The sequence below is a fragment of the Rahnella sp. Larv3_ips genome (genome assembly GCF_003697865.1).
GTDB lineage: Bacteria > Pseudomonadota > Gammaproteobacteria > Enterobacterales > Enterobacteriaceae > Rahnella > Rahnella rivi.
Genome location: NZ_MJIB01000021.1, coordinates 192,783 through 218,904 on the forward strand (window position 1 = coordinate 192,783; position 26,122 = coordinate 218,904).

Annotated in this window: 19 protein-coding genes and 1 riboswitch; of the genes, 5 read left to right on the top strand and 14 right to left on the bottom strand. The window is 53.9% G+C overall.

The genetic code is table 11. The annotated features are described in order from the left end of the window. Positions 1–231: 231 nt before the first annotated feature. Both murI and btuB read right to left on the bottom strand, forming a co-directional pair. Entirely contained in the window at positions 232–1,113 is an 882-nt protein-coding gene (murI, locus tag ED901_RS20375; RefSeq protein ID WP_056774671.1) for a glutamate racemase, read from the bottom strand. Next, positions 1,058–2,938 (bottom strand): TonB-dependent vitamin B12 receptor BtuB, encoded by a 1,881-nt coding sequence (btuB, locus tag ED901_RS20380; RefSeq protein WP_122097071.1) that lies wholly within the window; start codon positions 2,936–2,938, stop codon positions 1,058–1,060. Before btuB ends, murI begins: the two co-directional genes overlap by 56 nt. Positions 2,939–3,008: 70 nt before the next feature. Continuing rightward, a riboswitch (cobalamin riboswitch) is annotated at positions 3,009–3,277 on the bottom strand. A gap of 131 nt (positions 3,278–3,408) precedes the next feature. Here btuB and trmA point away from each other — a divergent pair. Next, on the top strand, positions 3,409–4,509 hold the full coding sequence (trmA, locus tag ED901_RS20385; RefSeq protein WP_056774666.1) for a tRNA (uridine(54)-C5)-methyltransferase TrmA: 1,101 nt from the start codon (positions 3,409–3,411) through the stop codon (positions 4,507–4,509). A 75-nt stretch (positions 4,510–4,584) separates the two neighbouring features. Here trmA and ED901_RS20390 read toward each other — a convergent pair whose 3' ends face one another. The 4 genes from ED901_RS20390 to fabR form a co-directional block, all read right to left on the bottom strand. Then, positions 4,585–5,724, bottom strand: coding sequence for a glycoside hydrolase family 105 protein (locus tag ED901_RS20390; RefSeq protein ID WP_056774662.1), 1,140 nt, complete (start codon positions 5,722–5,724; stop codon positions 4,585–4,587). Between the two features lie 25 nt (positions 5,725–5,749). Further along, on the bottom strand, positions 5,750–7,336 hold the full coding sequence (locus ED901_RS20395) for an MFS transporter (RefSeq protein ID WP_122097072.1): 1,587 nt from the start codon (positions 7,334–7,336) through the stop codon (positions 5,750–5,752). Positions 7,337–7,652: 316 nt separating this feature from the next. Next, positions 7,653–8,009: a YijD family membrane protein gene (locus ED901_RS20400; protein ID WP_056774653.1), complete on the bottom strand. Its 357-nt coding sequence runs from the start codon at positions 8,007–8,009 to the stop codon at positions 7,653–7,655. After that, entirely contained in the window at positions 7,993–8,661 is a 669-nt protein-coding gene (gene fabR / locus ED901_RS20405) for an HTH-type transcriptional repressor FabR (RefSeq protein ID WP_162997919.1), read from the bottom strand. The genes ED901_RS20400 and fabR overlap by 17 nt, the downstream gene beginning before the upstream one ends. Before the next feature lie 212 nt (positions 8,662–8,873). On the opposite strand from fabR, the gene sthA reads away from it, so the two are divergent. Beyond that, the gene (gene sthA, locus ED901_RS20410; RefSeq protein WP_056774645.1) at positions 8,874–10,274 is read left to right on the top strand and encodes a Si-specific NAD(P)(+) transhydrogenase; all 1,401 of its coding nucleotides are present in this window, start codon (positions 8,874–8,876) and stop codon (positions 10,272–10,274) included. Here sthA and oxyR read toward each other — a convergent pair. Next, complete coding sequence (oxyR, locus tag ED901_RS20415; RefSeq protein WP_056774641.1) at positions 10,257–11,180, bottom strand: DNA-binding transcriptional regulator OxyR; 924 nt, start codon at positions 11,178–11,180, stop codon at positions 10,257–10,259. The two genes, sthA and oxyR, sit on opposite strands and share 18 nt — an antisense overlap. A 160-nt stretch (positions 11,181–11,340) precedes the next feature. Between oxyR and ED901_RS20420 the strand changes: the two genes are divergently transcribed. Further along, the gene (locus ED901_RS20420; RefSeq protein ID WP_056774638.1) at positions 11,341–12,102 is read left to right on the top strand and encodes a glutathione peroxidase; all 762 of its coding nucleotides are present in this window, start codon (positions 11,341–11,343) and stop codon (positions 12,100–12,102) included. A 146-nt stretch (positions 12,103–12,248) separates the two neighbouring features. Here ED901_RS20420 and argH read toward each other — a convergent pair whose 3' ends face one another. The 4 genes from argH to argC all read right to left on the bottom strand — a co-directional run bounded on the left by argH (position 12,249) and on the right by argC (position 16,892). Further along, positions 12,249–13,625: an argininosuccinate lyase gene (gene argH, locus ED901_RS20425; protein WP_056774633.1), complete on the bottom strand. Its 1,377-nt coding sequence runs from the start codon at positions 13,623–13,625 to the stop codon at positions 12,249–12,251. A 74-nt stretch (positions 13,626–13,699) separates the two neighbouring features. Next, positions 13,700–14,923, bottom strand: coding sequence for an argininosuccinate synthase (locus ED901_RS20430; protein ID WP_056774630.1), 1,224 nt, complete (start codon positions 14,921–14,923; stop codon positions 13,700–13,702). 59 nt (positions 14,924–14,982) lie between these two features. Next, a complete protein-coding gene (argB, locus tag ED901_RS20435; protein ID WP_122097074.1) occupies positions 14,983–15,756 on the bottom strand; it encodes an acetylglutamate kinase in 774 nt (257 codons plus the stop codon). A 131-nt stretch (positions 15,757–15,887) separates the two neighbouring features. Next, a complete protein-coding gene (gene argC, locus ED901_RS20440) occupies positions 15,888–16,892 on the bottom strand; it encodes an N-acetyl-gamma-glutamyl-phosphate reductase (protein WP_056774624.1) in 1,005 nt (334 codons plus the stop codon). 224 nt (positions 16,893–17,116) lie between these two features. Here argC and argE point away from each other — a divergent pair, with 224 nt between their 5' ends. Together argE and ppc are read left to right on the top strand one after the other, a co-directional pair. Continuing rightward, positions 17,117–18,268 carry an acetylornithine deacetylase gene (gene argE / locus ED901_RS20445; protein ID WP_122097075.1) on the top strand — a complete coding sequence of 384 codons (1,152 nt, stop codon included), beginning with the start codon at positions 17,117–17,119 and terminating at the stop codon, positions 18,266–18,268. A 301-nt stretch (positions 18,269–18,569) separates the two neighbouring features. After that, positions 18,570–21,215, top strand: a complete 2,646-nt coding sequence (gene ppc, locus ED901_RS20450; protein ID WP_122097076.1) for a phosphoenolpyruvate carboxylase — start codon at positions 18,570–18,572, stop codon at positions 21,213–21,215. A gap of 73 nt (positions 21,216–21,288) precedes the next feature. On the opposite strand, the gene metF is transcribed toward ppc, so the two are convergent. From metF to metB, 3 genes are all read right to left on the bottom strand, one after another. After that, on the bottom strand, positions 21,289–22,197 hold the full coding sequence (gene metF / locus ED901_RS20455; RefSeq protein ID WP_056774615.1) for a methylenetetrahydrofolate reductase: 909 nt from the start codon (positions 22,195–22,197) through the stop codon (positions 21,289–21,291). Between the two features lie 247 nt (positions 22,198–22,444). Next, complete coding sequence (locus tag ED901_RS20460) at positions 22,445–24,880, bottom strand: bifunctional aspartate kinase/homoserine dehydrogenase II (RefSeq protein ID WP_056774613.1); 2,436 nt, start codon at positions 24,878–24,880, stop codon at positions 22,445–22,447. Between the two features lie 2 nt (positions 24,881–24,882). Next, on the bottom strand, positions 24,883–26,043 hold the full coding sequence (gene metB, locus ED901_RS20465) for a cystathionine gamma-synthase (protein WP_056774610.1): 1,161 nt from the start codon (positions 26,041–26,043) through the stop codon (positions 24,883–24,885). Positions 26,044–26,122: the final 79 nt, after the last annotated feature.

A 26,122-nucleotide genomic window follows, 5' to 3' on the forward strand; every position in this document is an offset into this window, starting at 1 on the left:
TGCCGCGGTTCGCAAGGAATCTTATGCGGCGCGGGAGGCGTATATTACGTTTTCCCGCTGAAGAGTCAAGAGATTATTCATTCGAACTTTCATCTTTTTCTCTTCCTGTCCGAGCGACTTCTCAGTCGTTGTTCCCGGTCAGTGGAGGCGCATTATAGGGAGTTCTCAGAAGGCCGCAACCCCTAAAATACAAATAATTTTCCGACCGCTGATTCTTTCACCAAATGACGTTTAAAGCGGCAATTCCTGGATACTTCTGAAGCCATATGACTGTAAAACAGGCAGTAAACTTCGGGCTTCTATTGTCATCGCCATGCAGTAAGCAACACTCTCAATTTCTACATCGGCTTTTTTCTGTGGAATCGGCACATGTGAAGTCTCAATGAGCCAGTGCGCGCGGCGGGCAATGGCAGAACCGGAATCGATCATGCGCGTGCCGTCGGGTAAGACCTGTGCAAGTTCTTCGCTAAGCAACGGGAAATGCGTACAGCCTAACACCACCGTGTCAGGCGGCTCGCGCAAACGCAGCCACGGATGGAGGATTTTCTTCAACGCCGTCAGGGCAACCTCTTGGCCATGTAGCTTCGCTTCGGCCAGTTCAACCAGCTCCGCCGAACCCAGCATCAGAATCTGACAGTCTGTCGCAAACCGTGCAACCAGATCATGCGTATAAGGACGTTGTACCGTCGCCCGCGTCGCCAGCAATCCGACAACGCCATTACGCGTCAACTTAGCTGCGGGTTTGATAGCGGGCACAACGCCGACGACCGGGCAGCTGAATTTGGCACGCAATGCAGGCAGGGAGACAGTGCTCGCGGTATTACAGGCAATAACGATAATAGAGAGGGGATGACGTTTCGCGACCGCGGTGACAATCTCGACCACGCGTTCGACGATGAACTCTTCGGATTTCTCGCCGTAAGGGAAGGCGACGTTATCAAAAGCGTAGATATAGTGCAGGTCCGGCAACATCTGCCGGACCTCGTGATATACCGACAACCCGCCGACGCCGGAATCGAAAACCAGCACCGTCGGGCGATCAGGAACTTGAGTTGTATCAGAAGGTATAGCTTCCAGTGAGATAGTATTCACGTCCTGGTGTTTCGTAGCCATAAACCGTCTCGTAATCTTTATCTAAGAGGTTGGCAATTCTACCACGAACGGTCAGATGTGACGTCACAGGATATGACACCGCCAGATCCCACAGACTCACGCCACCGAGTCTCACATTCTCGTTAGTATTAAAGTTAGTGTCGTAGCGTTCACCCAGATACTGATAATTGATAGACCAGTCAAAATCAGCCACCGTCCAGTCCAGCTGATATTTCGCCTGCTGTTTGGCACGACGCAGCAAGATCTCATTCGTCTCAGCATTTCTTGGGTCAAGATATTCAAGCGTCACACTGTGATGCAGAGGGCCGGTGTCGAAATTACCGGTCCATTCGACCCCTTTGATCGTTGCTTTATCAACGTTGTAATAGCCTTGCTGCTGATTGTAGTAACTGATCATCTGATCAATGTCATTACGGTACGCAGACAAACGCCAGCTAAGCGGGCCGGTTAAACCTTCCAGCGCCCCTTCCCACTCTTTACTTTCTTCGGGTTTCAGGTCCGGGTTACCGCCAAAGCTTCCGTAGAGTTGCCCAAAATTCGGTGCTTTGAAAGCGGTGCCATAGGATGCGATGAAACGGTATCCGTCGATGAACTCCCAGGCAGCACTGCTTTGCCAGGTGCCATGCGAGCCAAACTCTGAGTTATCATCATTACGCACTGCCCCTTCCAGAGTGAAGTCGCTCACCTTCTGTTGGGCTGTGACATACACACCGGTATTTCGCTGGGTATAACCGTCGGTAATGTAGTTGGTGCCTGGCTGGGTGCTGAGTTTTTGCCAGTCAGCCCCTGCGCTGACGGTGCCCTGTCCCACCTGGAATGTGTTTCCCCACTGCAGGTTGTACTGATCAGAATCATCAAGCGTGGCCGAGGCGGAATACGGGCCGTATTTCGGATCGTAGTTATAATCTTTGGTGTTGCTGTAACTGCCGCTGAGCTCAGTCGCGTAGATACCCTGCTGGAAACGTAACCCGGTGTCGTAGGTGCGGCTGTATAACTGACGCGTATCCGGCAATGCATCAAAATGGGCCGGATCGGCATAGCTGTAGGTGCCGTCATAAGCGGTTCTGTTATCAAAACCGTAAGCGCGGGCAAAACCACTGAACTGCTCATTGAACTGGTGCTCAAGCCCGGCCCAAATCGTTTTGCTCATGAAACCATCGCGGTCTGGCTGACGCGGGTTGCCATAGTTATCCGGTAAGTTGGCGACCACGTCGGTGCCCCTGGTGTAGGTATAGTTACCCGCCAGTGTCAGAACCGTACTCTCACCCAGTTTCTGCTGAGTTGAGCCGTCATAGGTCTGATAGCCGTTAGATCCCATACCGGCTGTCAATGTCGTCCCTAATTTATCACGCGTGGTAATAATATTGACGACACCGCCGATGGCATCCGAACCGTACACGGCAGAACGCGGCCCGCGTATGAATTCAATACGCTGAACCAGCGAGAGGGGAATTTGGCTAATATCAGCCGCGCCAGAAATACCGGCCTGATTAAGACGCACACCGTCGATTAATACCAGGGTGTGGCTGGAGTTGGTACCACGAACGAATAAAGAGGTCTGCTGCCCCATACCGCCGTTTTGCGCGATATCGACACCCGGTAAACGCCGTAATACATCGGCGACGGAAGTTGACTGCCATCTGTCGATATCTTCACGCGTCACCACGTCAGCCGATGCCAGCACCGAAGAGACGGGTTGTGGAAAACGGTTAGCCGTGACGACCAGGTTATCGCTGCTGCTGTTTGTGGAAGTGCTGTCTTGCGCCCACCCTGAAAAAGCCGTGACGGATAATGCCGTCAACAGCACGTGCTTTTTAATTGTCATGAATCGAGCATCCAAACTTAATTGGCGGATGCCGCAGAGGATCACCGGCGTTATTTCGCGACGACGATGATTAATGCGACGTAACATCGGCAGGTCTTCGGACTTAGGATTTGCAGGCTCATTAATTACGTCTAATGAATTGAACATACCCGCACCGGGCGATGACTTCCCATTTCCTCTTCTCTTCTTTATATAAAGAGAGAAAGAGAAAGAAGAAACAGTGTCTGCATCATCAAAAATGCGATCGCCGTGAATTCCCCATACCGCTGCGCGCCAGTTCCGGATTCACACCGGATTCCCTTTTAACTCAGTCATGAGGCCGAACGGCAATCCTACGATCAACCTATTTGGAAATCCAGACATCCGTATCCCCGGAGGACTCAAAACCACACAAGGCTGGACTTTGCAGTGGCATTCCCTAAAATCCCCCGCAAAGTACGCCCATTTACCCCAGTTAGACGAGATAAACGATGACGCCTGAAAACCTGCCCATTGAACAATACGACGACCAGCTGGCGGAAAAGACCGCACGTCTCACGGCGATGATGTCGCCTTTTCATGCGCCGCAGGTTGACGTGTTCCGTTCACCGGTCAGCCATTATCGGATGCGCGCGGAATTTCGCGTCTGGCACGATGAGGGCGACCTGTACCACATTATGTTTGATCAGCAGACCAAAGCCCGCGTGCGCGTGGACCAGTTCCCGGCAGCCAGTGAGCTGATTAACCGCCTGATGCCGGTGCTGATCTCGGCTGTTAAGCAAGATCCGGCATTGCGCCGTAAGATCTTCCAGATCGACTATCTCTCAACCCGCAGCGGCAAAATCATTGCCTCGCTGCTGTACCACCGTAAGCTTGATGACGAATGGCAGCAGGCGGCGACCGCCCTGCGCGACCAGCTACGCGCAGATGGGTTTGATATCCAGCTGATTGGCCGAGCCGCGAAAACCAAAATCATGCTCGATCAGGATTATATCGATGAGGTTCTGCCGGTAGCGGGCCGCGATATGATTTACCGTCAGGTGGAAAACAGCTTCACGCAGCCAAACGCTGAGATGAATATTCAGATGCTGGAATGGGCGCTGAAGGCCACAGAAAACTCGACCGGCGATTTGCTGGAGTTGTATTGCGGTAACGGCAACTTTTCGCTGGCTCTGGCCCGCAACTTCCGCCGCGTGCTGGCGACTGAAATCGCCAAGCCTTCCGTCGCCGCCGCGCAATTCAACATTGCAGCAAACCATATTGATAACGTGCAGATCATCCGCATGGCGGCCGAAGATTTCACACAGGCGCTGAACGGCGTGCGCGAATTCCGTCGCTTGCAGGATGTCGATTTAAGCGGATACGAGTGCAACACCATTTTTGTCGATCCACCACGCAGCGGGCTGGATGATGAAACAGTGAAGATGGTGGCAGGCTACGACCGTATTCTTTACATCTCCTGCAATCCGGAAACGCTGTGCGCGAATCTGGAAACGCTGAGCAAAACGCACCGAGTGACGCGTCTCGCACTGTTTGATCAGTTCCCGTACACCCACCATATGGAATCCGGCGTACTGCTGGAAAAAATCTGATCACGGGAAACTGAAATGCAAAACGGGCACCTCGGCGTGCCCGTTTTTATTTCTGTCGTTCTAAGACCGTCAGTATTACAAATAGACGCGCAGATATTCTGACAGGCAAAGGATCGCCATCGCCTGCCCGTAAGGCATTGAGGTCAGAGCTATTTCACGGTAGAAATCGAGATCATTGCCCATCGCCGTGCCGAATGAGGTTTGCGTCAGTTCCCCGGCCGGATTGATGTGTTTGATCACCCCCTGAATGGCTTTCTCCGCCACCGGCGCATAAGACGCATCGATATAACGTTTACGCACCGCCTTCAAAATACCGTACGCAAAACCGGCAGTGGCCGAACTCTCCAGATAGGACTGCGGATCGTCGAGCAGCGTATGCCATAAGCCGCTGTCGTCCTGACATTTCGCCAGCGCGCTGACCTGGCTTTCCAGCACCTGTAACAAATAGCGGCGTGTCGCGTTGTTCTCCGGTAAATCCACCAGTTCGAGGAATTCCGGAATGGCAATCGTCAGCCAGCTGTTGCCGCGCGCCCAACGGGCCTGCGCAAAGTTATGATGACCGTCGAAGGTCCAGCCGTGGAACCACAGGCCGGTTTCACGATCCATCAGATATTGCACGTGAACCAAAAACTGGTACGTCGCCTCTTCAACATACTCGGGACGGTCGAGCAATTTGCCGATTTTTGCCAGCGGCAGCACGCTCATCATCAGCGTGTCATCCCACATCTGCTGATGGTTTTCGTTGTTATAAACGATGTGCTGCATTGCGCCTTTGTCAGTGCGCGGCATTTCATGCATCACCCATTCCGCCCAGCGTTCCAGATAAGGGCGCCAGGCTTCATTGCCGGTTTCCTCATAGCGATACGCCAGCGTCAGGAACGGACTCATGGTATTGACGTTTTTGGTCGGCGTGCCTTCTGCCAGGCGGGCCGTAAACCAGTCGTCGATTACCGCGCGCATTTTTTCGTCGCCGGTCTGCTGATAATACTGATAAATCCCGTAAAGCCCGATACCGTGCGTCCATTCCCAGCCTGCCCAGCCTTTGGTGTCAATCACGCGGCCATCGTCGAGGCGCAACAGGAATTCCCCGGTTTTATCTTCGATATTCACCAGATTGTTGGTCACGTTGTGGATCAGCGCTTTCAGTTCATTACGTGAAATGAAATGTTCAGGCTGTCGCAGCAAGGCACTGTGTTTAACTTCAAAAACTTTCATGGCGTTCTCCTGTGAATTCAAAATTTTACAAACGTCCCTGAACCGGCATTTCAGCGGTATTTTCACGGGTCAGTTTTTCAGGTGGCGGGTTATTGCGATGCAGATAACCGATATTGTTATTGCCCCACAGAGATTCGTATTTCATCCCTGTCAGCATTTCGACGGTGGCGCGGTCTTGCGGTGTGATTTGCTCCGGCACGATGCGGTTGGCTTCACGCATTTTGTGCGTTTCGCGGGTCAGTACGCCGTGCGTTTTCTGATTCAGGCGGAAGAACAATGAAATGATAAAGCCCATGCTGAGCATCAGCAGTGAACCGATCACCAGCACACCCAGAATGGTGTGGCCGACAGCAGGTACCTGCTGGCTCTGTCCGGAAACAAACCCGGCCAGTTGCAGAATTATCCCTACCAGCATAACGGCACCGGCCTGAGAGGCTTTGCGGGTCAGCGTCATGACGCCAGCGAAAATCCCTTCACGGCGCTGGCCGGTGATGGTTTCATCCACGTCAGCGATATAGGTGTAGATATTCCACGGCACATAGTTGATACCGCCACGTCCCAGACCGGCCAGCGCGGAAATCAGCAACAACAGTGACATCGAATCATTCATACCGGCGTAGTACAGACCGCCGTAAGAAATCGCGGCCAGCCCGAACAGCGTCACAGCCAGACGATAAGACGGCGCAGGTCCGAAGCGGATACACAACGGGATCATCCCGATAACCGCCACAAATTGCAGAATCGCCATCATGCCCATCAGGTTTGAGGCCACGGAGGCGCTTTGCATCAGAACGAACACCACGTAATAAGTGAACACGGCGTTAAACACGTCCTGCGCGATGTAACCCCCAAGATAAAGCCCGAGATGCTGGCGGAAAATCTTGATGCGCAGCGTCGAAGACAATTCGACTTTCAGGCGTTTCAGGCTTTGTGCCAGCGTCAGTTGCTGACGTTCGCGCTCGATTTTTTTCGTTGCTTCGGATTTAAGCTCTTCCGGGCGTTCCCAGGTAAAGAAATACACCAGCGTCAGCACCAGTGAACAAATCACCGCGAAGACCAGACTCGAATAGAAGAAAGAGATGGCGTTATCTTTGCCGAAATGCTGCAACAAAATACCCGGCAGGAAGGCGGCGAGGATGGCCGACAACTGTGCCAGCGCGATACGCGCCCCTGAGAATTTGGTTTTCTGTTTGAAATCATCGGTCATTTCCGGCACCAGTGTTTCATACGGCACCAGAATCATGGTGTAGACGATATCGAACAGCAGATAAGTCAGCAGATAATAGACGTATCCCATGTCGCCCACCCACATAAAGCTGTAGCTGAAGACGCAGGGAATACCGAGCAGAATAAAGAACTTACGACGCCCAAAGCGCTTGCCGAGCCAGGTGTTGCCGAAGTTATCCGTGAGATAACCCATCAGCGGACTGAGCACCGCATCGGCCACGCGCGCGGTGGCGAAAATGAAAGTCGCCTGGATGGGCGAAAGCCCGCAAAACGTGGTGTAGAAATACAGCAGCCAGGCTGCGGTCAGTGCAGTGGTACCCGCACCGAGAAAATCGCCGGAACCATAAGCGATGTAGGTAAAGAATCCGATCTTACGTGTTTTCATTGCCGTCTTGCCCCTGTTAAATCACTTTTAGGCCTAGGCTGAATGCGAACGAAACGACTTCGTCCGGCCATGATTCAAATTAGCGAGGAGACAGTGTGAAAACCTTTTGGTTTTTGCCACCCGGATGCACTTTATGGCAAAGAAATGAAGAAGTGGGCGATCTACATCTAAATATTGAACATGGGTTTGATATTAATGAAATGACAGTTCATTAAATGAGCCTGGAATTGTCAGGCGGGAAAGGGAATGACGCGAGGTGAAAGATAAAAAGGCAATCCGTGGATTGCCTTAGAAGACGGTGAAACTTTGGCGGTGTTTACGTCGATGACTTGCGCTTTTTCAGCTTCAGCCCAATCCAGAATACCAGTACAACGCAGATCAGCGACGGCAGAAAGTTTGAACCCAATTCAGGGTATTCCGCACGAACGATTGTGCTGTACAGCAGCAGGCCAAGCAGGAAACAGGCCGCGGACAGTACCGGCAACCCTTTTGGCATTTCACCTTTGTGATAGCGAACGTGCAAACAGTACACCGCTAACACCAGAGCAATAATCGGGAAAATCGAAAACGCGACGACGGCGCTAAACAATGCATCAAACGTGCCGCTGATCGACAGCCCGGCAATCAATGCTAAAACCAGAGTGCCATTATCCTGGTTAGCTTGTTCGGTCATCTTCTATACCTCGGGTCTTATTAATCGACGTGACCGCCGTGCGTTCCTGCTGACGGCGATACCAGTAATATGCGCCTTTGGAAATCATTCGCAGTTGCAGCACCAGACGTTCTTCAAGCTGGCGGCGCTGTGCGAGGTCGACATCCAGCGCTTCCGCGCCGGCGTTAAACACGATGATGACCATGGCTTCAGCCTGCGCTTCGGTAAAACTGCGCGGCATATGGTTTTCGAGTTGCAGATAGTCGGCAAGTTCCGCAATGAAATGCTGAATTTCACGGGCGACGGCGGCACGAAACGCCGACGACGTCCCGGAACGTTCACGCAGTAACAGACGGAAGGCGTTGGGGTTGTTGCCGATAAACTCCATAAACGTGGAGACAGAGGTGCGGATCACGCTGCCGCCCTTGGCGATACGCTGACGCGCCTGACGCATCAGCTGTCGTAGCATCAGACCGCTCTCATCGACCATCGTGAGCCCCAGCTCATCCACATCCCGGAAGTGCCGGTAAAAGGACGTCGGTGCAATGCCTGCTTCACGCGAAACCTCGCGTAAACTCAGACTGGCAAAGCTACGCTCGGCGCTGAGCTGGCTAAAAGCCGCCTCAATCAGCGTGCGACGCGTACGCTCTTTTTGTTGTGCTCTGACTCCCATAACCTTCATCCGGATAGTGTTCTTCTTTTTAGTTGTTCGCCCGATTTCGTTTCACTATACCAAAATTTTTATCGGTCCGAGTCATAGAAACCACAGCATAAAGTGGGTCTGAATGTTGCAACATTCCCATTAAATGACAACCGCATGTGGGGTGAATAGGTGTAATATGTTACTTTCTCGTTGTGATTTTGTATAAAAATAGGTTTCGAACAATGCAACAGCACTCACATTTTGATGCCATCATCATTGGCTCAGGCCCTGGCGGAGAAGGCGCCGCGATGGGACTGGTTAAACAAGGCGCCAGAGTTGCTGTCATCGAACGCTATAACAACGTCGGTGGCGGTTGTACACACTGGGGCACCATCCCTTCCAAAGCACTGCGTCACGCCGTCAGCAGAATCATCGAATTTAACCAAAATCCGCTCTACAGCGATAATTCCCGCACAATGAGCTCCAGTTTCCCGGATATCTTGCGCCATGCGGATTCTGTCATTAACCAGCAAACCCGTATGCGCCAGGGTTTCTATGAAAGAAACCAGTGCCAGCTGTTTTCCGGCGACGCCAGTTTTGTCGATGCCAATACCATCAGCATCCGCTACGCCGACGGCACGCATGAACAGATTACCGCTGATAACATCGTCATCGCCTGTGGCTCGCGCCCTTACCGCCCGGCCAACGTCGATTTTGGTCATCCGCGCATTTATGACAGCGATTTAATCCTCGAACTCAGCCATGAGCCCCGCCACGTCATTATCTACGGTGCGGGTGTTATCGGCTGCGAATATGCGTCGATCTTCCGCGGTCTGAACGTCAAAGTGGATCTGATCAACACCCGTGATCGCCTGCTGTCATTCCTCGATCAGGAAATGTCAGACGCGCTTTCTTATCACTTCTGGAATAACGGCGTCGTAATCCGCCACAACGAAGAGTTCGAGAAGATTGAAGGCGTGGAAGATGGTGTGATCATGCACCTGAAATCCGGTAAGAAAGTGAAAGCCGACGCCCTGCTTTACGCTAACGGACGCACCGGCAACACCGACAAGCTCGGTCTGGAAAACATCGGTCTGGAAGCTGACAGTCGTGGTCTGCTGAAAGTGAACAGCATGTATCAGACCGCACTGTCGCATATTTATGCCGTCGGTGATGTGATTGGTTACCCAAGTCTGGCCTCCGCGGCTTACGATCAGGGGCGCATTGCCGCACAGGCGATGATCCAGGGCGAAGCCAAAGTACATCTGATCGAAAACATTCCGACCGGCATTTACACCATTCCGGAGATCAGTTCGGTGGGTAAAACCGAGCAGGAACTGACGTCGATGAAAGTGCCGTACGAAGTAGGCCGTGCACAGTTCAAACATCTGGCCCGTGCACAAATCGCCGGGATGAACGTGGGCAGCCTGAAATTACTGTTCCACCGTGAAACCAAGGAAATCCTTGGTATTCACTGTTTCGGTGAGCGTGCGGCTGAAATCATCCACATCGGACAGGCCATCATGGAACAGAAAGGCGAAGGTAATACTATCGAGTATTTCGTCAATACTACCTTCAACTATCCGACCATGGCAGAAGCCTATCGCGTGGCAGCACTTAACGGATTAAACCGCCTTTTTTAACGCGGCGGCGCTATCCCAGTAAGCCTGCATGTGTTCTTTAATGGCTTCGGCCAGCTGTTCGTAACGCCCGCGCAGTGGCGAACCGGGACGATAAACCAGCGCAATCGTACGGCGCGGTTCCGGTTTGTCACACGTCAGATAAGTCACCCCATCACGGCTGCGCTCACGCGGTACGGCCAGTGAAGGCAGCAGCGTAATCCCGCTTCCTGCCGCCACCATGTTTCGCAGAGTTTCCAGACTGGTGGCGCGGAAGTGGGTATCTTCATCGGCACCCGCCTGGAAGCAGAATCCGAGTGCCTGATCACGCAGACAGTGGCCGTCTTCCAGCATCAGCAATTTTTCACCCGCCAGATCGGCCATCGCCACGCGATCGCGGGATGCCCACGGATGATCGTCGTAGATCGCCAGCTTCATCGGCTCGTCAAACAGCGGCACTTCGATAAACGCTTCGCTCTCTTTTACCAGCGCCAGAATGGCACAGTCGAGCTTCCCGCTGTCGAGTTGCGCCAGCAACTGATGGGTTTGCGCTTCGTGCAGGTACATCTCCAGCTTTGGAAAGGTTTTGTGCAGGGTAGGGATAATTTGCGGCAGCAGATACGGCCCGACAGTCGGGATAAGACCAATGTGCATTGGCCCTGACATCGCTTCCCCCTGCTGACTCGCCATCTCTTTGAGCACTTTCACTTCACGCAAGACCGTGCGGGCCTGATCGACAAGTAATAAACCGGCCTGAGTGAACAGCACTTTACGGCTGGTTCTTTCCAGCAACATGACGCCAAGCTCATCTTCAAGCTTACGGATTTGCCCGCTCAGCGTAGGCTGACTGACGTGGCAGGAATCTGCGGCGCGGCGGAAGTGGCGGAACTCAGCCAGTGCTACCAGATACTCTAAATCACGAATGTTCATTTTTCCCCCAATCCCTCATAGGCAATGCGATAGCCGTTAACGATAGATAAGATAGCAACCAACGATTATATCTATCAACCACAATCGTTAATAATGCCCCCCATCGAAACGGCACCGCCGTAAAAATTATCCATTTCATAGATTAATTAAGAGGTTATTCATGTTTGCAAGCCAGGAAGGGAAGCAGGTTCCACACGTTACTTTTCATACCCGTCAGGGCGACAAATGGGTAGATCTCACCACTGACGAGCTGTTTAAAAATAAAACAGTGATTCTCTTTTCACTGCCGGGTGCCTTTACCCCGACCTGTTCTTCCAGCCATCTGCCACGTTACAACGAACTGGCTCCGGTGTTCAAAAGCCACGGCGTAGACAGCATTCTGTGCGTTTCCGTGAATGACACCTTTGTGATGAACGCGTGGAAAGCGGAACAAAGCGCCGCCAACATTACCTTCATTCCGGACGGTAACGGTGAATTCACCAAAGGAATGAACATGCTGGTCGAGAAAGCCGATTTAGGTTTCGGTCCGCGTTCATGGCGTTATTCCATGCTGGTTCGTAACGGCGTGGTCGAGAAAATGTTCGTTGAGCCAAACAAACCGGGCGACCCGTTTGAAGTGTCTGATGCTGACACCATGCTGAAATACCTGGCACCAGAATATAAAGTGCAGGAATCCGTCTCCGTGTTCACTAAACCGGGCTGTCCGTTCTGTGCCAAAGCCAAACAGATGTTGCAGGAACGCGGTATTCAGTACGAAGAAATTGTATTAGGTAAAGACGCCACTACCGTCAGCCTGCGCGCCGTGACCGGCCGTGCGACCGTGCCGCAAGTCTTTATCGGTGGACGCCACATCGGGGGAAGTGACGACCTGGAGGTTTACCTCCATTCAGAAACGGAAGAAGTGTGTGCCGTGGCACAATAATTTTCGACAGCCATTGATTGTAAGAAGTAAGACAAGAAATCCCTGCATTACCAACAATAAGCAAGTATGACTACGTGAACTTTCGGCGGACCCTGGGTCCGCCTTTTTTTATTGCATCTTCCCTTCAGAGGGGAAGATGCTCAGGTTTACAAGCCCAAACGCGCTTTCGCATCAGCAATCGCCAGCGCGACCTGCTGCGGAGAAACACCGCCTTTGGCGGCACGTTTGTCGAGGCAGGATTGCAGTTCGAGAATGGCGTAAACGTCATCGCCGATCGTGCTGCTGAATTTCTGCAAATCTGCCAGCGGCAATTCTTCCAGCGCTTTGCCCTGATGAATCGCTTCGACGACCGCTTCACCCACAATATGGTGCGCCTCGCGGAACGGAACGCCTTTGGCGACCAGATAATCCGCCAGTTCGGTGGAGTTGGCATAGCCTTGCTGCGCAGCTTCTTTGGCACGCGGGCGTTTCACCTGAATACCGTCCAACACCAGCGATGCCATGTTCAGGCAATCCATCCAGGTGTCGAGCGCGTCGAACAGCCCTTCTTTATCCTCCTGCATGTCTTTGTTGTACGCCAGCGGCAGACCTTTCATGGTCATCATCATGCCGGTCAGCGCACCCTGCACGCGGCCACATTTGCCACGGATCAGTTCCAGCGCGTCCGGGTTTTTCTTCTGCGGCATCAGGGAGGAACCCGACGTCACGCGGTCGGACAAATCGATAAACGCCGCTTCACCGGTGTTGAAGAAGATCAGGTCTTCGGCGAAACGGGAAAGATGCACCATGCTGATGGCCGCGTTAGAAAGCAGTTCCAGCACGTGGTCGCGGTCAGACACGCTGTCGAGGCTGTTACGGGTTGCTGATGCAAAACCTAACCAGCCAGCCAGTTGTTCGCGATCCATCGGATACGCGGTACCGGCCAGTGCGCCACAACCCAGCGGGCTGACGTCCAGACGGGTCAGGGTATCTTTCAGGCGGCTTTCATCACGCGCCAGCATTTCCACGTACGCCATGCACCAGTGCGCAAAGGTCACCGGCTGGGCGCGTTGCAGGTGGGTATAACCCGGCATCACGGCGTCCTGATTGGCTTCTGCCGTGGCGACCAGCGCCTGCTGTAAATGATGCAGCGCCTCGCCCAGTTCAACCACCTGCGCTTTGCACCACAGTTTGATGTCGGTCGCGACCTGATCGTTACGGCTGCGGCCGGTATGCAGTTTTTTGCCAAGATTACCGACTTTGTCGATCAGTTTCCCTTCGACCCAGCTGTGAATGTCTTCGGCATCGCTGGCTAAAATAGCGCGGGGATTGGCACGGACTTCTTCCAGCAGCACAGTCAGCGCGTCTTCCAGCTGGATCTGCTCGTCAGCCGTTAAAACGTTGACGGTCACCAGCGCTTTGGACCAGGCCACTGAGCCCACGATATCCTGCTCTGCCAGCCGGTAGTCAAAACGCAGTGAGTCATTCAGTTCTTTAAACCGTTGATCTGCTGCCTGTGTAAAACGTCCGCCCCAAAGTGCCATTTTCCTGCTCCTGAAATGTTATGCAAAAGGGCGCAGCATGCTGCGCCCTGTTATCAATCCGACAAACCCTGCGCTTATTGTTTTTTCTTTTCGTTCAAAGCACGAATGCGTGAAGACAGAGAGAACAGACGGATGAAGCCGCCCGCGTGGCTGTGATCGTACACTTCGTCTTCGCCGAAGGTCGCGAACTCTTCCGAATACATGCTGTTTGGCGATTGTTTCTGAATCGCTGTCGCAGTGCCTTTGTAGAGTTTGATCACCACTTCACCGTTTACGTCTTGCGCCAGGGAATCCGTGGCTGCCTGAATTGATTCACGCAGCGGTGCGAACCAGCGACCATCGTACACCACGTAGGACATTTCGTGGCCGAGCTGCTCACGCCATTTGAAGCTGTCGCGATCCAGCACCAGTTGCTCAACGCCACGCAGCGCAGCCATCATGATGGTGCCTCCTGGCGTTTCGTAGCAACCGCGGGATTTAATGCCCACCAGACGGTTTTCCACGATATCGATACGACCAATGCCGTGTTTCACACCCAGTACGTTCAGCGCTTCAAGGCACTGGAACGGGCTCAGTTCGACGCCGTTAACGGCAACAACTTCACCTTTAGCCACTTTCACGGTCACCGTTTCAGCCTGATCCGGTGCGTCTTCCGGCGCAACAGTCCATGCCCAGCAATCTTTGTTTGCTGCATTCCACGGGCTTTCCAGCACGCCGCCTTCGGTGGAAATGTGCCATGCGTTTTCGTCACGGCTGTAGATTTTTTCGAGAGACGCGGTGGTCGGGATATTACGTTCTTTCAGGTAATCCAGCAGCGCTTCACGGGAACGTAAGTCCCACTCACGCCACGGAGCGACCACTTTCAGCTGTGGTGCCAGCGCGGTGTACGTCGTTTCGAAACGCACCTGGTCGTTACCTTTACCGGTCGCGCCGTGGCACAGGGCATCAGCACCCACTTTCAGCGCCAGTTCAACCTGAGCTTTGGCGATCAACGGACGCGCCATTGACGTGCCCAGCAGGTAGCTGCCTTCGTACAGTGCGCCGGATTTCAGCACCGGATACACGTAGTCTTTGATGAACTCTTCACGCAGGTCAACCACGTGGCATTCAGATGCACCGGTACGCAGCGCTTTTTGTTCGATGCCTTCCAGATCGGCACGTTCCTGACCGATATCAGCCACGAACGCGACCACTTCGCAGTCGCCATAGTTTTCTTTCAGCCATGGAATGATCGCTGAGGTGTCCAGACCGCCGGAGTAAGCCAGAACAATTTTCTTAATGCCTTGAGTTGCTGCCATGATGATTTCCTTCAAAAAATTCAATTAATCCAATGGGTTTTAAACGTGTCGATAGTGAACTACGCCAGAATGCGTGTTCCGATCGCGACGCCGTTAAACAGTGCCGGCAATTGCTCGGCGTGACGCCAGCTGGCGATATCAACCGGACGTCCGAGAGAACGTGCGGCGTCCAGCGCAGCGTGAACTTTGACGATCATGCCGTCGGTGATGATGCCCTGATCGATGAGCTGTTCAGCACGTTCCGCGCTCATTTCAGGAATACGCTGACCTTTGCCGTCGAGGATACCGCTGACGTCTGACAGCAGAATCAAATCTGCGCCCAGCGTGGCGGCCAGCGCGGTCGCCGCCTGGTCGGCGTTGACGTTCATCAGCTCACCGGTTGCGGTGATGCCGATGGAGCTGACAATCGGCAGATAGCCTGCATCGGTCAGCGTCGTGATTAGCGCCGGATTACCCGCTTCGGCTTTACCGACGAAGCCCAGAGATTCATCCAGCTGGGTCACACTGACCGTACCGCCGTCGGCCAGAGACAGGCCGACCGCGTTAATGTGATTTTTGACCGCCCACGCCAGCAGCGTTTTGTTGGCGCTCCCGGCGAGTGCACCGGTAATGATATCAATCTGGTCGGCTGGCGTGACGCGCAGACCGGCCTTCTTTACCACCGGCAGATTCAGCTTTTTCATCAGCTCATCCACCAGGCAGCCGCCACCGTGGACGATGACCAGCGGGCGCTGATAATCCTGACGATAAGCGACGACCGCCATGAACAGACGCTCAAGCGCTTCTTCATTATCCAGCAACACACCACCCAATTTGATGACTAACGGATTCATAGCTGTTTACGCCCCGACCGGTTGATTATGTTAATTAATAACAATACGTTTAATTTAATCTAACATCCCTGCGCATCTGAATAAACGCTCAGGGACGGTTGTTTTCTGTTTGCTGACAATCTAACTGATTGTTAAAGCAGTGATTGCGTCTCAGGGAAACCGAAACGGATATTCATACACTGCACCGCCTGCGCCGACGCGCCTTTCAGCACGTTGTCTTCCGTCGCAACCACAATCAGATGTTCACCTTTCACTGCAAAGCCAATGTCACAGAACGGCAATCCGACCACGTCTTTCAGCGCCGGAACGCCTTTGGTGTAAAGACGCACCAGCGGTTTATCGTGATACGCATTGTGGAAGGCTTCCGCCACGTCCTGCTCCGTCACACCCGCGTTCAGACGGCAGGTGATGGTCGCCAGAATACCGCGCGGGAAGTTACCCAGATGCGGAGTGAAAATGACCGGCACGCCGAGATGCTCTGCGATTTCAGGCTGATGACGGTGGCTGAAAAGTTTGTAAGGTTGCAGGCTGACTTCGCAGAAGCTGTTGCCGAGCGTGGCTTTACGGCCTGCGCCGCTGACGCCGCTGGTCGCGTTAATCACCGGCCACTGGCTGTCATTGAGCAAACCGTTTTCGATAAGTGGTTTCAGCGCCAGCTGTGACGCCGTCGGGTAACAACCCGGCACGGCAATCAGCTGCGCGTCTTTCAGTTTGTCTGCCTGCCATTCGGCCAGGCCGTACACGGCGCTGTCGAGCAAATCGAGGTGCTGATGCTCAAAGCCGTAGAATTCGGTGTAAAACTCAGGTTTGCTGACGCGAAAGGCCCCGGACAGGTCAAACACCACACAACCGGCCGCCAGAAACTGCGGCGCCAGATCGTGGCTGACTTCATGCGCGGTCGCCAGAAACACGACATCGACACCTTTTGCCGCACCGGCTACATCCGTCAGCGGCAAAACAGGCAGATCGACAATACCTTTTAATTGAGGATGCAAATCAGAAAGCAATTTTCCTGCATCTGCACTTTGCGCTGAAACCGTTAAACCGGTTATGTTCATATGTGGGTGGCGATTCAGGTAAGCAGCGAGTTCAGCTCCGGCATAGCCTGTGGCACCAACAATCAGCGTATTCAACATAGGGTCTGTTCACCTTCTCAACTTATCTGTATGGCTTTGCGATACAGGGACTTCAACAGGTAACAGGTGGTCACCGCGTTGTACGCCGCTCACCCGCGAGATTCAGCCGTGTCGTTTTGACTAACGCGGAATTTTTTCCGGTTTCCTTACGCGCTGGCTTATTGTATTTTTATTCACAATTATTGCATGAATATGAATACTACCCTAACTAAAGGCTGTCAACAGTGAAGATGAAATTACCTCCTTTTATTGAGCTCTACCGGGCGTTAATCGCAACCCCTTCCATCAGCGCAACCGATGCGGCTTTGGACCAGAGCAATGAAACGCTAATCAACTTACTGGCAGGCTGGTTCGGCGATTTAGGCTTTAAGGTTGAAGTGCAACCTGTTCCGGGAACCCGAAACAAATTCAATATGTTAGCCAGCACTGGCGAAGGCGCTGGCGGTTTACTGCTGGCCGGTCATACCGACACCGTGCCGTTTGATGATGGCCGCTGGACGCGCGATCCTTTCACCCTGACCGAGCATGAAAATAAGCTCTACGGTTTGGGTACCGCCGATATGAAAGGTTTCTTCGCCTTTATCCTCGATTCACTGCGCGACGTTGATCTCACCAAACTGACTAAACCGCTGTATATCTTAGCGACCGCCGATGAAGAAACGACCATGGCCGGTGCGAGCTATTTTTCCCAAAATGCCAAAATCCGTCCTGACTGCGCCATCATCGGCGAACCGACGTCACTCAAGCCCGTTCGTGCGCACAAAGGGCATTTATCAAACGCCATTCGTATCACCGGCCAGTCCGGTCATTCCAGCGATCCGGCGCGCGGCGTGAACGCGATTGAACTGATGCATGAGTCGATTACCCATTTAATGACCCTGCGCAATACCCTGAAAACGCGTTACAACCACAGTGGTTTCGTGATCCCGTACCCGACCATGAATTTTGGTTACATCAACGGCGGCGATGCGCCAAACCGTATTTGCGCCTGCTGCGAAATGCATATGGATATCCGTCCGTTACCTGGCCTGACGCTGTCCGAAATCAACGGCCTGCTAAATGAGGCGCTGGAGCCGGTGAGTCAGCGCTGGCCCGGCCGTCTGGTGGTTGAGGAACTGCATCCGCCGATCCCGGGATATGAATGCCCGCCGGATCATCCGCTGGTGCAGGTGGTTGAGAAGTTGCTGGGCGTGGAAACCGAGATCGTTAACTACTGCACGGAAGCTCCCTTTATTCAGGAGCTATGCCCGACGCTGGTGCTGGGGCCGGGTTCAATCGATCAGGCACATCAGCCAGATGAATATATCGATACCGCGTTCATTAAACCGACACGCGAGTTGATCACTCAGGTTGTGCATCACTTCTGTTATCACTGATCCTGAATCAGGGTTGATGAACAAACAATCAGGGCGCTCAGGGGCGCCCTTTGCTACTGTACAAATCAGGTCAGCAAACGTGGATTAGCCAAACTGATATCGTCGCTGATGTAATTAAATTTCAGCGACATTGCCAAAAAGACCATTTTTCACGTGAGTGATCGGGGGTTTTTGGGTTAAAACAAGTGCTGCTTTTAAAAAGTGTGGCCAGGTTGGCAGGGTGAACGGGGCAAGAATGCCTGACGGGTGAAAGTTATTTACAGAATATAAAAATTAAACGAGAGAACGGGTCAGAGGTGATATGAACGAACAATATTCCGCAATGCGAAGTAATGTCAGTACGTTAGGTAAACTGCTGGGCGATACGATCAAAGATACGTTGGGAGAACATATCCTCGATCGCGTTGAGCAAATCCGTAAACTGTCGAAATCCTCCCGCGCCGGAAACGAAGCGGATCGTCAGGAATTACTGTCAACGCTGCAAAATCTTTCTAATGATGAATTGTTACCGGTTGCCCGCGCATTCAGTCAGTTCCTGAATTTAGCCAACGTGGCAGAGCAATATCACAGCATTTCGCCGCACGGCGAAGCCGCCAGTAATCCTGAAGCGCTGGCGCTGTTGTTCGATCGTCTGAAATCCAGGAATCTCTCTGACCAGCAATTACGCGATGCCGTTGACCAGCTTTCTATTGAACTGGTTCTGACCGCGCACCCGACCGAAATCGCCCGCCGTACGCTGATCCACAAACTGGTCGAAGTGAATAACTGCCTCAAACAGCTCGACCACAACGATCTGGCCGATTACGAACGTAAACAAATTATGCGCCGCCTGCGTCAGTTGATTGCGCAGTCATGGCACACCGACGAAATCCGCAAGAACCGCCCTTCTCCGGTTGATGAAGCGAAATGGGGTTTTGCGGTGGTCGAAAACAGCCTGTGGGAAGGCGTTCCGGCTTTCCTGCGCGAGCTGAACGAACAGCTGGAAACCTCACTGGATTATAAAATGCCGGTGGAAGCCGTGCCGGTGCGTTTCACTTCCTGGATGGGGGGTGACCGCGACGGTAATCCGAACGTCACCGCCGATATCACCCGCCACGTTCTGCTGCTGAGCCGCTGGAAAGCCACCGACCTGTTCCTGCGCGACATCGCAGTGCTGGTGTCGGAACTGTCGATGACCGAATGTACGCCAGAGCTGCGCGAGCTGGCCGGCGGTAAAGACATCATTGAGCCGTACCGTGAAATCATGAAGCAGTTGCGCGCGCAGCTGACCTCAACTCAGGTCTATCTGGAAGCACGCCTGAAAGGCGAACGTGTCACGCGTCCGCACGATTTACTGGTAAAAAACGACCAGCTGTGGGCGCCGCTGTACGCCTGCTATCAGTCGCTGCAGGCCTGCAACATGGGCATTATCGCTAACGGTCAGTTGCTGGACACCCTGCGCCGCGTGCGCTGCTTCGGCGTGCCGTTAGTGCGTATCGACGTGCGTCAGGAAAGTACACGTCATACTGATGCGATTGCCGAAATTACCCGTTATCTGGGGCTCGGCGATTACGAGAGCTGGTCGGAATCTGACAAACAGGCTTTCCTGATCCGCGAACTGAATTCGCAGCGCCCGCTGGTCCCGCGTCACTGGGAACCGAGCGCCGATACCAAAGAAGTGCTGGATACCTGTCAGGTCATCGCCGAAGCGCCGGAAGGCTCGATTGCGGCGTATGTCATCTCAATGGCGCGCACGCCGTCTGACGTGCTGGCGGTGCATCTGCTGCTGAAAGAAGCCGGTTGCCCGTTCCCGATGCCTGTCGCGCCGCTGTTCGAAACGCTCGACGACCTGAATAACGCCGACGACGTGATGAAGCAGTTGCTGAGCATCGACTGGTATCGCGGTTTCATTCAGGGCAAACAGATGGTGATGATTGGCTATTCCGACTCCGCAAAAGACGCGGGCGTGATGGCGGCATCATGGGCGCAATACCGCGCGCAGGATGCACTGATCAAGACCTGCGAAAAAGCCGGTATCGCACTGACCCTGTTCCACGGACGCGGCGGTTCTATCGGCCGTGGCGGCGCACCGGCACAGGCAGCGTTGTTGTCTCAGCCTCCGGGCAGCCTGAAAGGCGGCCTGCGCGTGACCGAACAAGGCGAAATGATCCGCTTCAAATTCGGTTTGCCAGAAGTCACCATCAGCAGCCTGGCGCTTTATACCTCTGCGATCCTGGAAGCCAACCTGTTGCCACCGCCTGAGCCGAAACAAGCCTGGGTGGATATCATGGAGCAACTGTCTGACGTCTCCTGCAAGATGTACCGCGGTTACGTGCGTGAGAATAAAGATTTCGTGCCTTACTTCCGCGCCGCCACGCCTGAGCAGGAACTGGCGAAACTGCCACTGGGTTCACGCCCGGCGAAACGTAAAGCCAGCGGCGGCGTTGAAAGCCTGCGTGCCATTCCGTGGATCTTCGCCTGGACGCAAAACCGTCTGATGCTGCCAGCCTGGCTGGGCGCAGGTGCCGGTTTACAGGCCGTGGTGGATGGCGGGAAACGTGACGAGCTGGAAACCATGTGCCGCGACTGGCCGTTCTTCTCCACCCGTATCGGGATGCTGGAAATGGTGTTTGCGAAAGCTGACCTGTGGCTGGCCGAATACTACGATCACCGCCTGGTGGAAAAAGAGTTGTGGCCGCTCGGTCAGCAATTGCGTGATCAGTTAGCCAGCGACATCAAAGTGATTCTGGCGATTTCCAACGACGATCATCTGATGGAAGATTTGCCGTGGATTGCCGAATCTATCGCCCTGCGTAACGTCTATACCGATCCGCTGAACGTGCTGCAGGCTGAACTGCTGCACCGTTCCCGCGAGCTGGAAAAAGACGGCAAGCAGGATGCGAACATCGAACAGGCATTGATGGTGACAATTGCCGGCGTGGCCGCAGGTATGCGTAATACCGGTTAGTTGCTGCTAAAAGCATGAAAGCAAAAACCCGCGAATTCGCGGGTTTTTTTGTATTCAGTTCAGGGCAAAAAGATTAAGCGCGAACCGGTACGGCCACTTCAGGGCGCACACCCAGCGTATGACAAATCGCGTAACTCATTTCTGCACGGTTCAGGGTATAGAAGTGGAAGTCTTTCACCCCTTCGCGGCTGAGGATTTTTACCATGTCCATCGCGATATTCGCGCCGACCATTTTGCGGGTTTCGGCATCGTCATCCAGCCCTTCAAACATGCTGTTCATCCAGTGAGGCACGCGCACGTTGGTCATGGTGGCAAAGCGGGTCAGCTGTTTGAAGTTGGAAACCGGCAGGATCCCCGGCACGATCTCCACATCAATGCCCTGCCCGGCGCAGCGGTCGCGAAAACGCAGGTAACTTTCCACGTCGAAAAAGAACTGGGTAATGGCGCGGTTTGCACCGGCGTCAATTTTACGTTTCAGGTTAATCAAATCAGACTGCGCATTTTTGGCTTCGGGATGCACTTCCGGATAAGCCGCGACGGAGATATCAAAGTCGCCGACTTCTTTCAGTAAATGCACCAGATCGGTCGCGTACATGTCCGGCTTGCCGCCGCCAGCAGGTAAATCCCCGCGCAGCGCCACAATATGGCGGATACCGCTCTGCCAGTAATCCTGCGCAATCTGACGCAGTTCATCACGGCTGGCATCAATACAGGTCAGGTGCGGCGCCGCTTCCAGACCGGTGCGTTCTTTAATGCCTTTGATGATGCTGTGCGTGCGGTCGCGCTCACCGGAGTTTGCCCCGTAAGTCACCGAAACGAACTTAGGTTTGAGGCTGCTCAGGCGGTCGATTGAGCTCCACAACGTGTCTTCCATCTCGCTGGTTCGTGGCGGGAAAAATTCGAAAGAGACGTTAATCTGACCCTGCAACTCTGCCAGGTTTTGATTCAGCGCTTCGCGCTGGTTTGCGTGGAAAAAGCTCATAAACACTACCTCATGGATCACTGCGTTTTTATTATGGTTCGTTATGATAGACGTTTGGACGTCTAAACGTATAGATAGAAAATGACGGAAAGCGGACAAGGTGTCAACGTTAAAATGATGGCAGAGGATGATTAATCTTCACGCAAACTGAAAGAATTTCACTTTGGTGAAAAGGTGCTGTGGGGAAGATGAGGAAAAGTGGAGGTTTTTCACTGCTTCCCCTCCCGGGAGGGGAAGCAGCAAAGGATTACAGAAGTTGCGTCAGGCGGTTAAGGTCTGACTGTAACGCACCTGCGGTAACGTCACGCCCGGCACCCGGCCCGCGGATGACCAGAGGATTGTCGCGATACCAGCGGCTTTCGATGGCAAAGACGTTATCGCACGGCAGCAGAGACGCCAGCGGATGGTCTTCACGCACGGCTTCAACGCCGACGCGTGCTTTGCCGTTAGCATCGAAACGCGCCACGTAGCGCAGCACCAGTCCCATTTCACGGGCGGCTTCCAGACGTTGCAACATCTGCTGATTCAGCGCCTCGCCATCTTCAAAGAACTGATCGACCGAGCCGGTGGCACAATCTGCCGGGACCAGAGATTCAACGCGAACCTGCGTCGGCTCGATGTCATATCCCGCCTCACGCGCCAGAATCACCAGCTTGCGCATGACGTCCTGCCCGGATAAATCATCGCGCGGATCCGGCTCGGTCAGCCCCTGTTGCCACGCCAAATCCACCAGTTCAGTGAAAGGCAACGTGCCGTCAAATTGCAGGAACAACCAGGATAAGGTGCCGGAGAAAATGCCGCTGATCGCCAGAATACTGTCCCCGCTTTCGCGTAAGTCACGCACCGTATGGTTGACCGGTAAACCCGCGCCGACGGTGGCGTTGTACAACCAATGGCTGTCAGTTTTGGAAAACGCATCACGGATCTGACGGTATTTATTGCTGTCAGACGCACCCGCCAGCTTATTGGCGCTGATCACGTGGAAACCGTAGCTGGCGAAATCGAGATACTGATCCGCCAGTTCAGCGCTGGCTGTCACATCCAGCACCACCAGATCGTCATAAGGGTGCGCACGCATCCACAGGAACAGCGACTCTTCGTCGTGCGCCTGAGATTCGTCATCAAAGAAGGCCAGCGCGCGACTGGCGTCCAGACCTTCGTAATTGAGCAGGCTGCGTTTACTGTCCACCACACCGGCCAGCACAAATTCAAAACCGCTGCGCGCAGAAATGTTCTTTTGCTCACGGGCAAACAGCTCCAGCCAGCGCGAGCCGATATTGCCTTTACCAAACAGCATCAGACCGATTTGTTTTTCAGCGCGGAACAGCGTTTTGTGCAGCCCCTGAATCAGGTGCGCCGTCGGACCGACGCGCAGAACAGCCACCAGGCTGATGCCGTCTTCGGCCTGCCAGATAAATTCGACCGGCTGATCTTTCATTTCCTGATAGAAACGATGGCTGTGCAGCGGATTTTTACACACGCCCGCACCGACCAGCGCCACCAGCGCCAGCCCTTCCCGCAGCGTCAGACGCCCCGGAAGTGCCGCCTCTTCAAGTACCTGCAATGCACTGCCCGCCACTTCGGAGGTGTAGCACAGTTGCAGTAAATTACGGTCGGGATGCACACCGGTACACAATGGCTTGACCTGCGCACGCTTGAGCAACAGCTCGACGTCTTTGTGCGCCAGACCAAAATCATGACCGGAAGGGATCGCTACTTCGATAAGGCAAATATCATCATGGCTGGTGACAATCTTCGCGCCGGTGCCGGACGCCAGCACGCGTTCAATACGCGTCGAGCCCTGCTCAGGCTGGTAGCTGCAACGCAGCTGCAAATCGATATCACTGCCGGAAACGGGCTGCAAAGTGCGGGTGTGTAGCACCGGAGCGGCCAGTCGCGCCAGTTCGCTGGCTTCGTCCAGACGCAGCAACGGCAGCAGACAGGCATCTTTGACCTTACGCGGGTCAGCACTGTACACACCGGCGACGTCACTCCAGATGGTCACGCGGCTGGCATCGGCCAGTGCACCGATTTGTGTGGCGGAATAGTCGCTGCCGTTACGGCCAAGCAGCACGGTTTCCCCCGCGTCATTGCGCGAGATAAAACCGGTGACCACCAGATATTGCTGAGGATGTTGTGCAAGAAGCTGTTGCAGCAGCGGATAAGAACGGCCTTCATCCACCTGCGGTTGCGCGGCGCGTTCGGCACGCAGGAATTCGCGCGCGTCCAGCCAGGCTGCCGGTAATTCGAGTTTGCACAAGACCGCTGACATCAGTCGGGCAGACCAGATTTCACCGTGGCCGACCACTTCGGCATAAATCGCATCGGTGATCTTGCCGTCGAGCAGCACGGCCAGACGTTCGAGATCGTGAATAAATGAAGCAATAAGCGGCTCGGCCATTTCCGGCGGCAGCAGGCCGGAAATCAAATCACTCTGATAACGGCGCAACGTCTGCTGGACCTGATGCGCGGAAATCCTGTCGGTCTGGCTAAGCTTCAGCCAGCTGATCAGCTGGTTAGTGGTGCTGCCCGCCGCCGAGACAACCATCATGTCGCCCGGTTTGGCGTATTCGGCCATAATGCCTGCGACGCGCAGATAACATTTCACGTCGGCCAGACTGCTGCCACCAAATTTGTGCAACTGCCGGCTTCCCGCCGGTGCTGCGACCGCTATTGCATTCATACTTACCTCGTTGCCACTGACTGGAATGCATGTTCCAGATCAGCAATCAAATCTTCACTGTCTTCAAGACCTACAGAAATTCGGAGCAAGCTGTCAGAAATCCCGGCGGCTTTACGCGCTTCGGGCGCCATACCCGCGTGCGTCATGGTTGCGGTATGAGAAATCAGGCTTTCGACACCTCCCAAGGATTCTGCGAGGGTAAATAACTTCAATTCTTTCAGGAAATGACGCAGCTGCGCCTCATCACCCTTAAATTCAAAACTGATCATGGCACCAAAACCGCGTTGCTGGCGGCGGGCAATATCATGCCCCTGGTTTTCCGGCAGCGACGGATGATACAGCTTTTTGACCTGCGTTTGCTTCTGTAAATAGGCAACAATCGCCAGCGCATTTTCCTGCTGCTGCTTCACGCGCACCGTTAAGGTACGCAGGCCACGCAACAACAGATAACTGTCGAAGGCCGCTGCCGTCACGCCGATGTTATTCGCCCACCAGGCCAGTTCAGTCGCATGTTCAGCGGTCTTAGATATTACCGTACCGGCGACCACATCAGAATGCCCGTTAAGATATTTAGTACAAGAATGGACGACTAAATCCGCGCCAAGCTGCAACGGGTTCTGCAACGCCGGGCTGAGGAAGGTGTTATCCACCACCGTTAACGCACCCGCTGCGTGCGAGGCGGCGCAAATAGCCTCGATATCCACCACACGCAACAGCGGGTTGCTTGGCGATTCGATCAGCACCAGCGCCGGTTTTTCCTTCAGCGCGTCAGCCAGCGCCTGCGGATCGCCCTGATCGACAAACAGCACGCGATACGCGCCGCGCTTACTCAGGCTGTCAAACAAACGGTAGCTGCCGCCGTAACAATCGTGCGGGGCCAGCAGTAAATCGCCGGGTTTCAAAAAGACCGTACACACCAGATGAATCGCAGACATGCCACTGCTGGTCAGTACCGCGCCCGCACCGCCTTCCAGATCGGCCAGCGCACGCTGCGCAATATCACGCGTCGGATTACCGCGGCGTGAATAATCGTGGGCCCTTGGCTGATTGAAATCTTCAAAGTTGTAGGTGCTGGAAAGCGAGATTGGCGGAACTACACAACCATATTGCTGATCATTGTTCAGGCCACTGCCCACGGCAATGGTGGCTTGCTTGTGCGTCATAGTCTTTTTCTTCCTGCGATGTGCGAAGGGTGAGATGACAAAGAGTAACGCCCGGAGTTATAGACGTCAATACATCTGG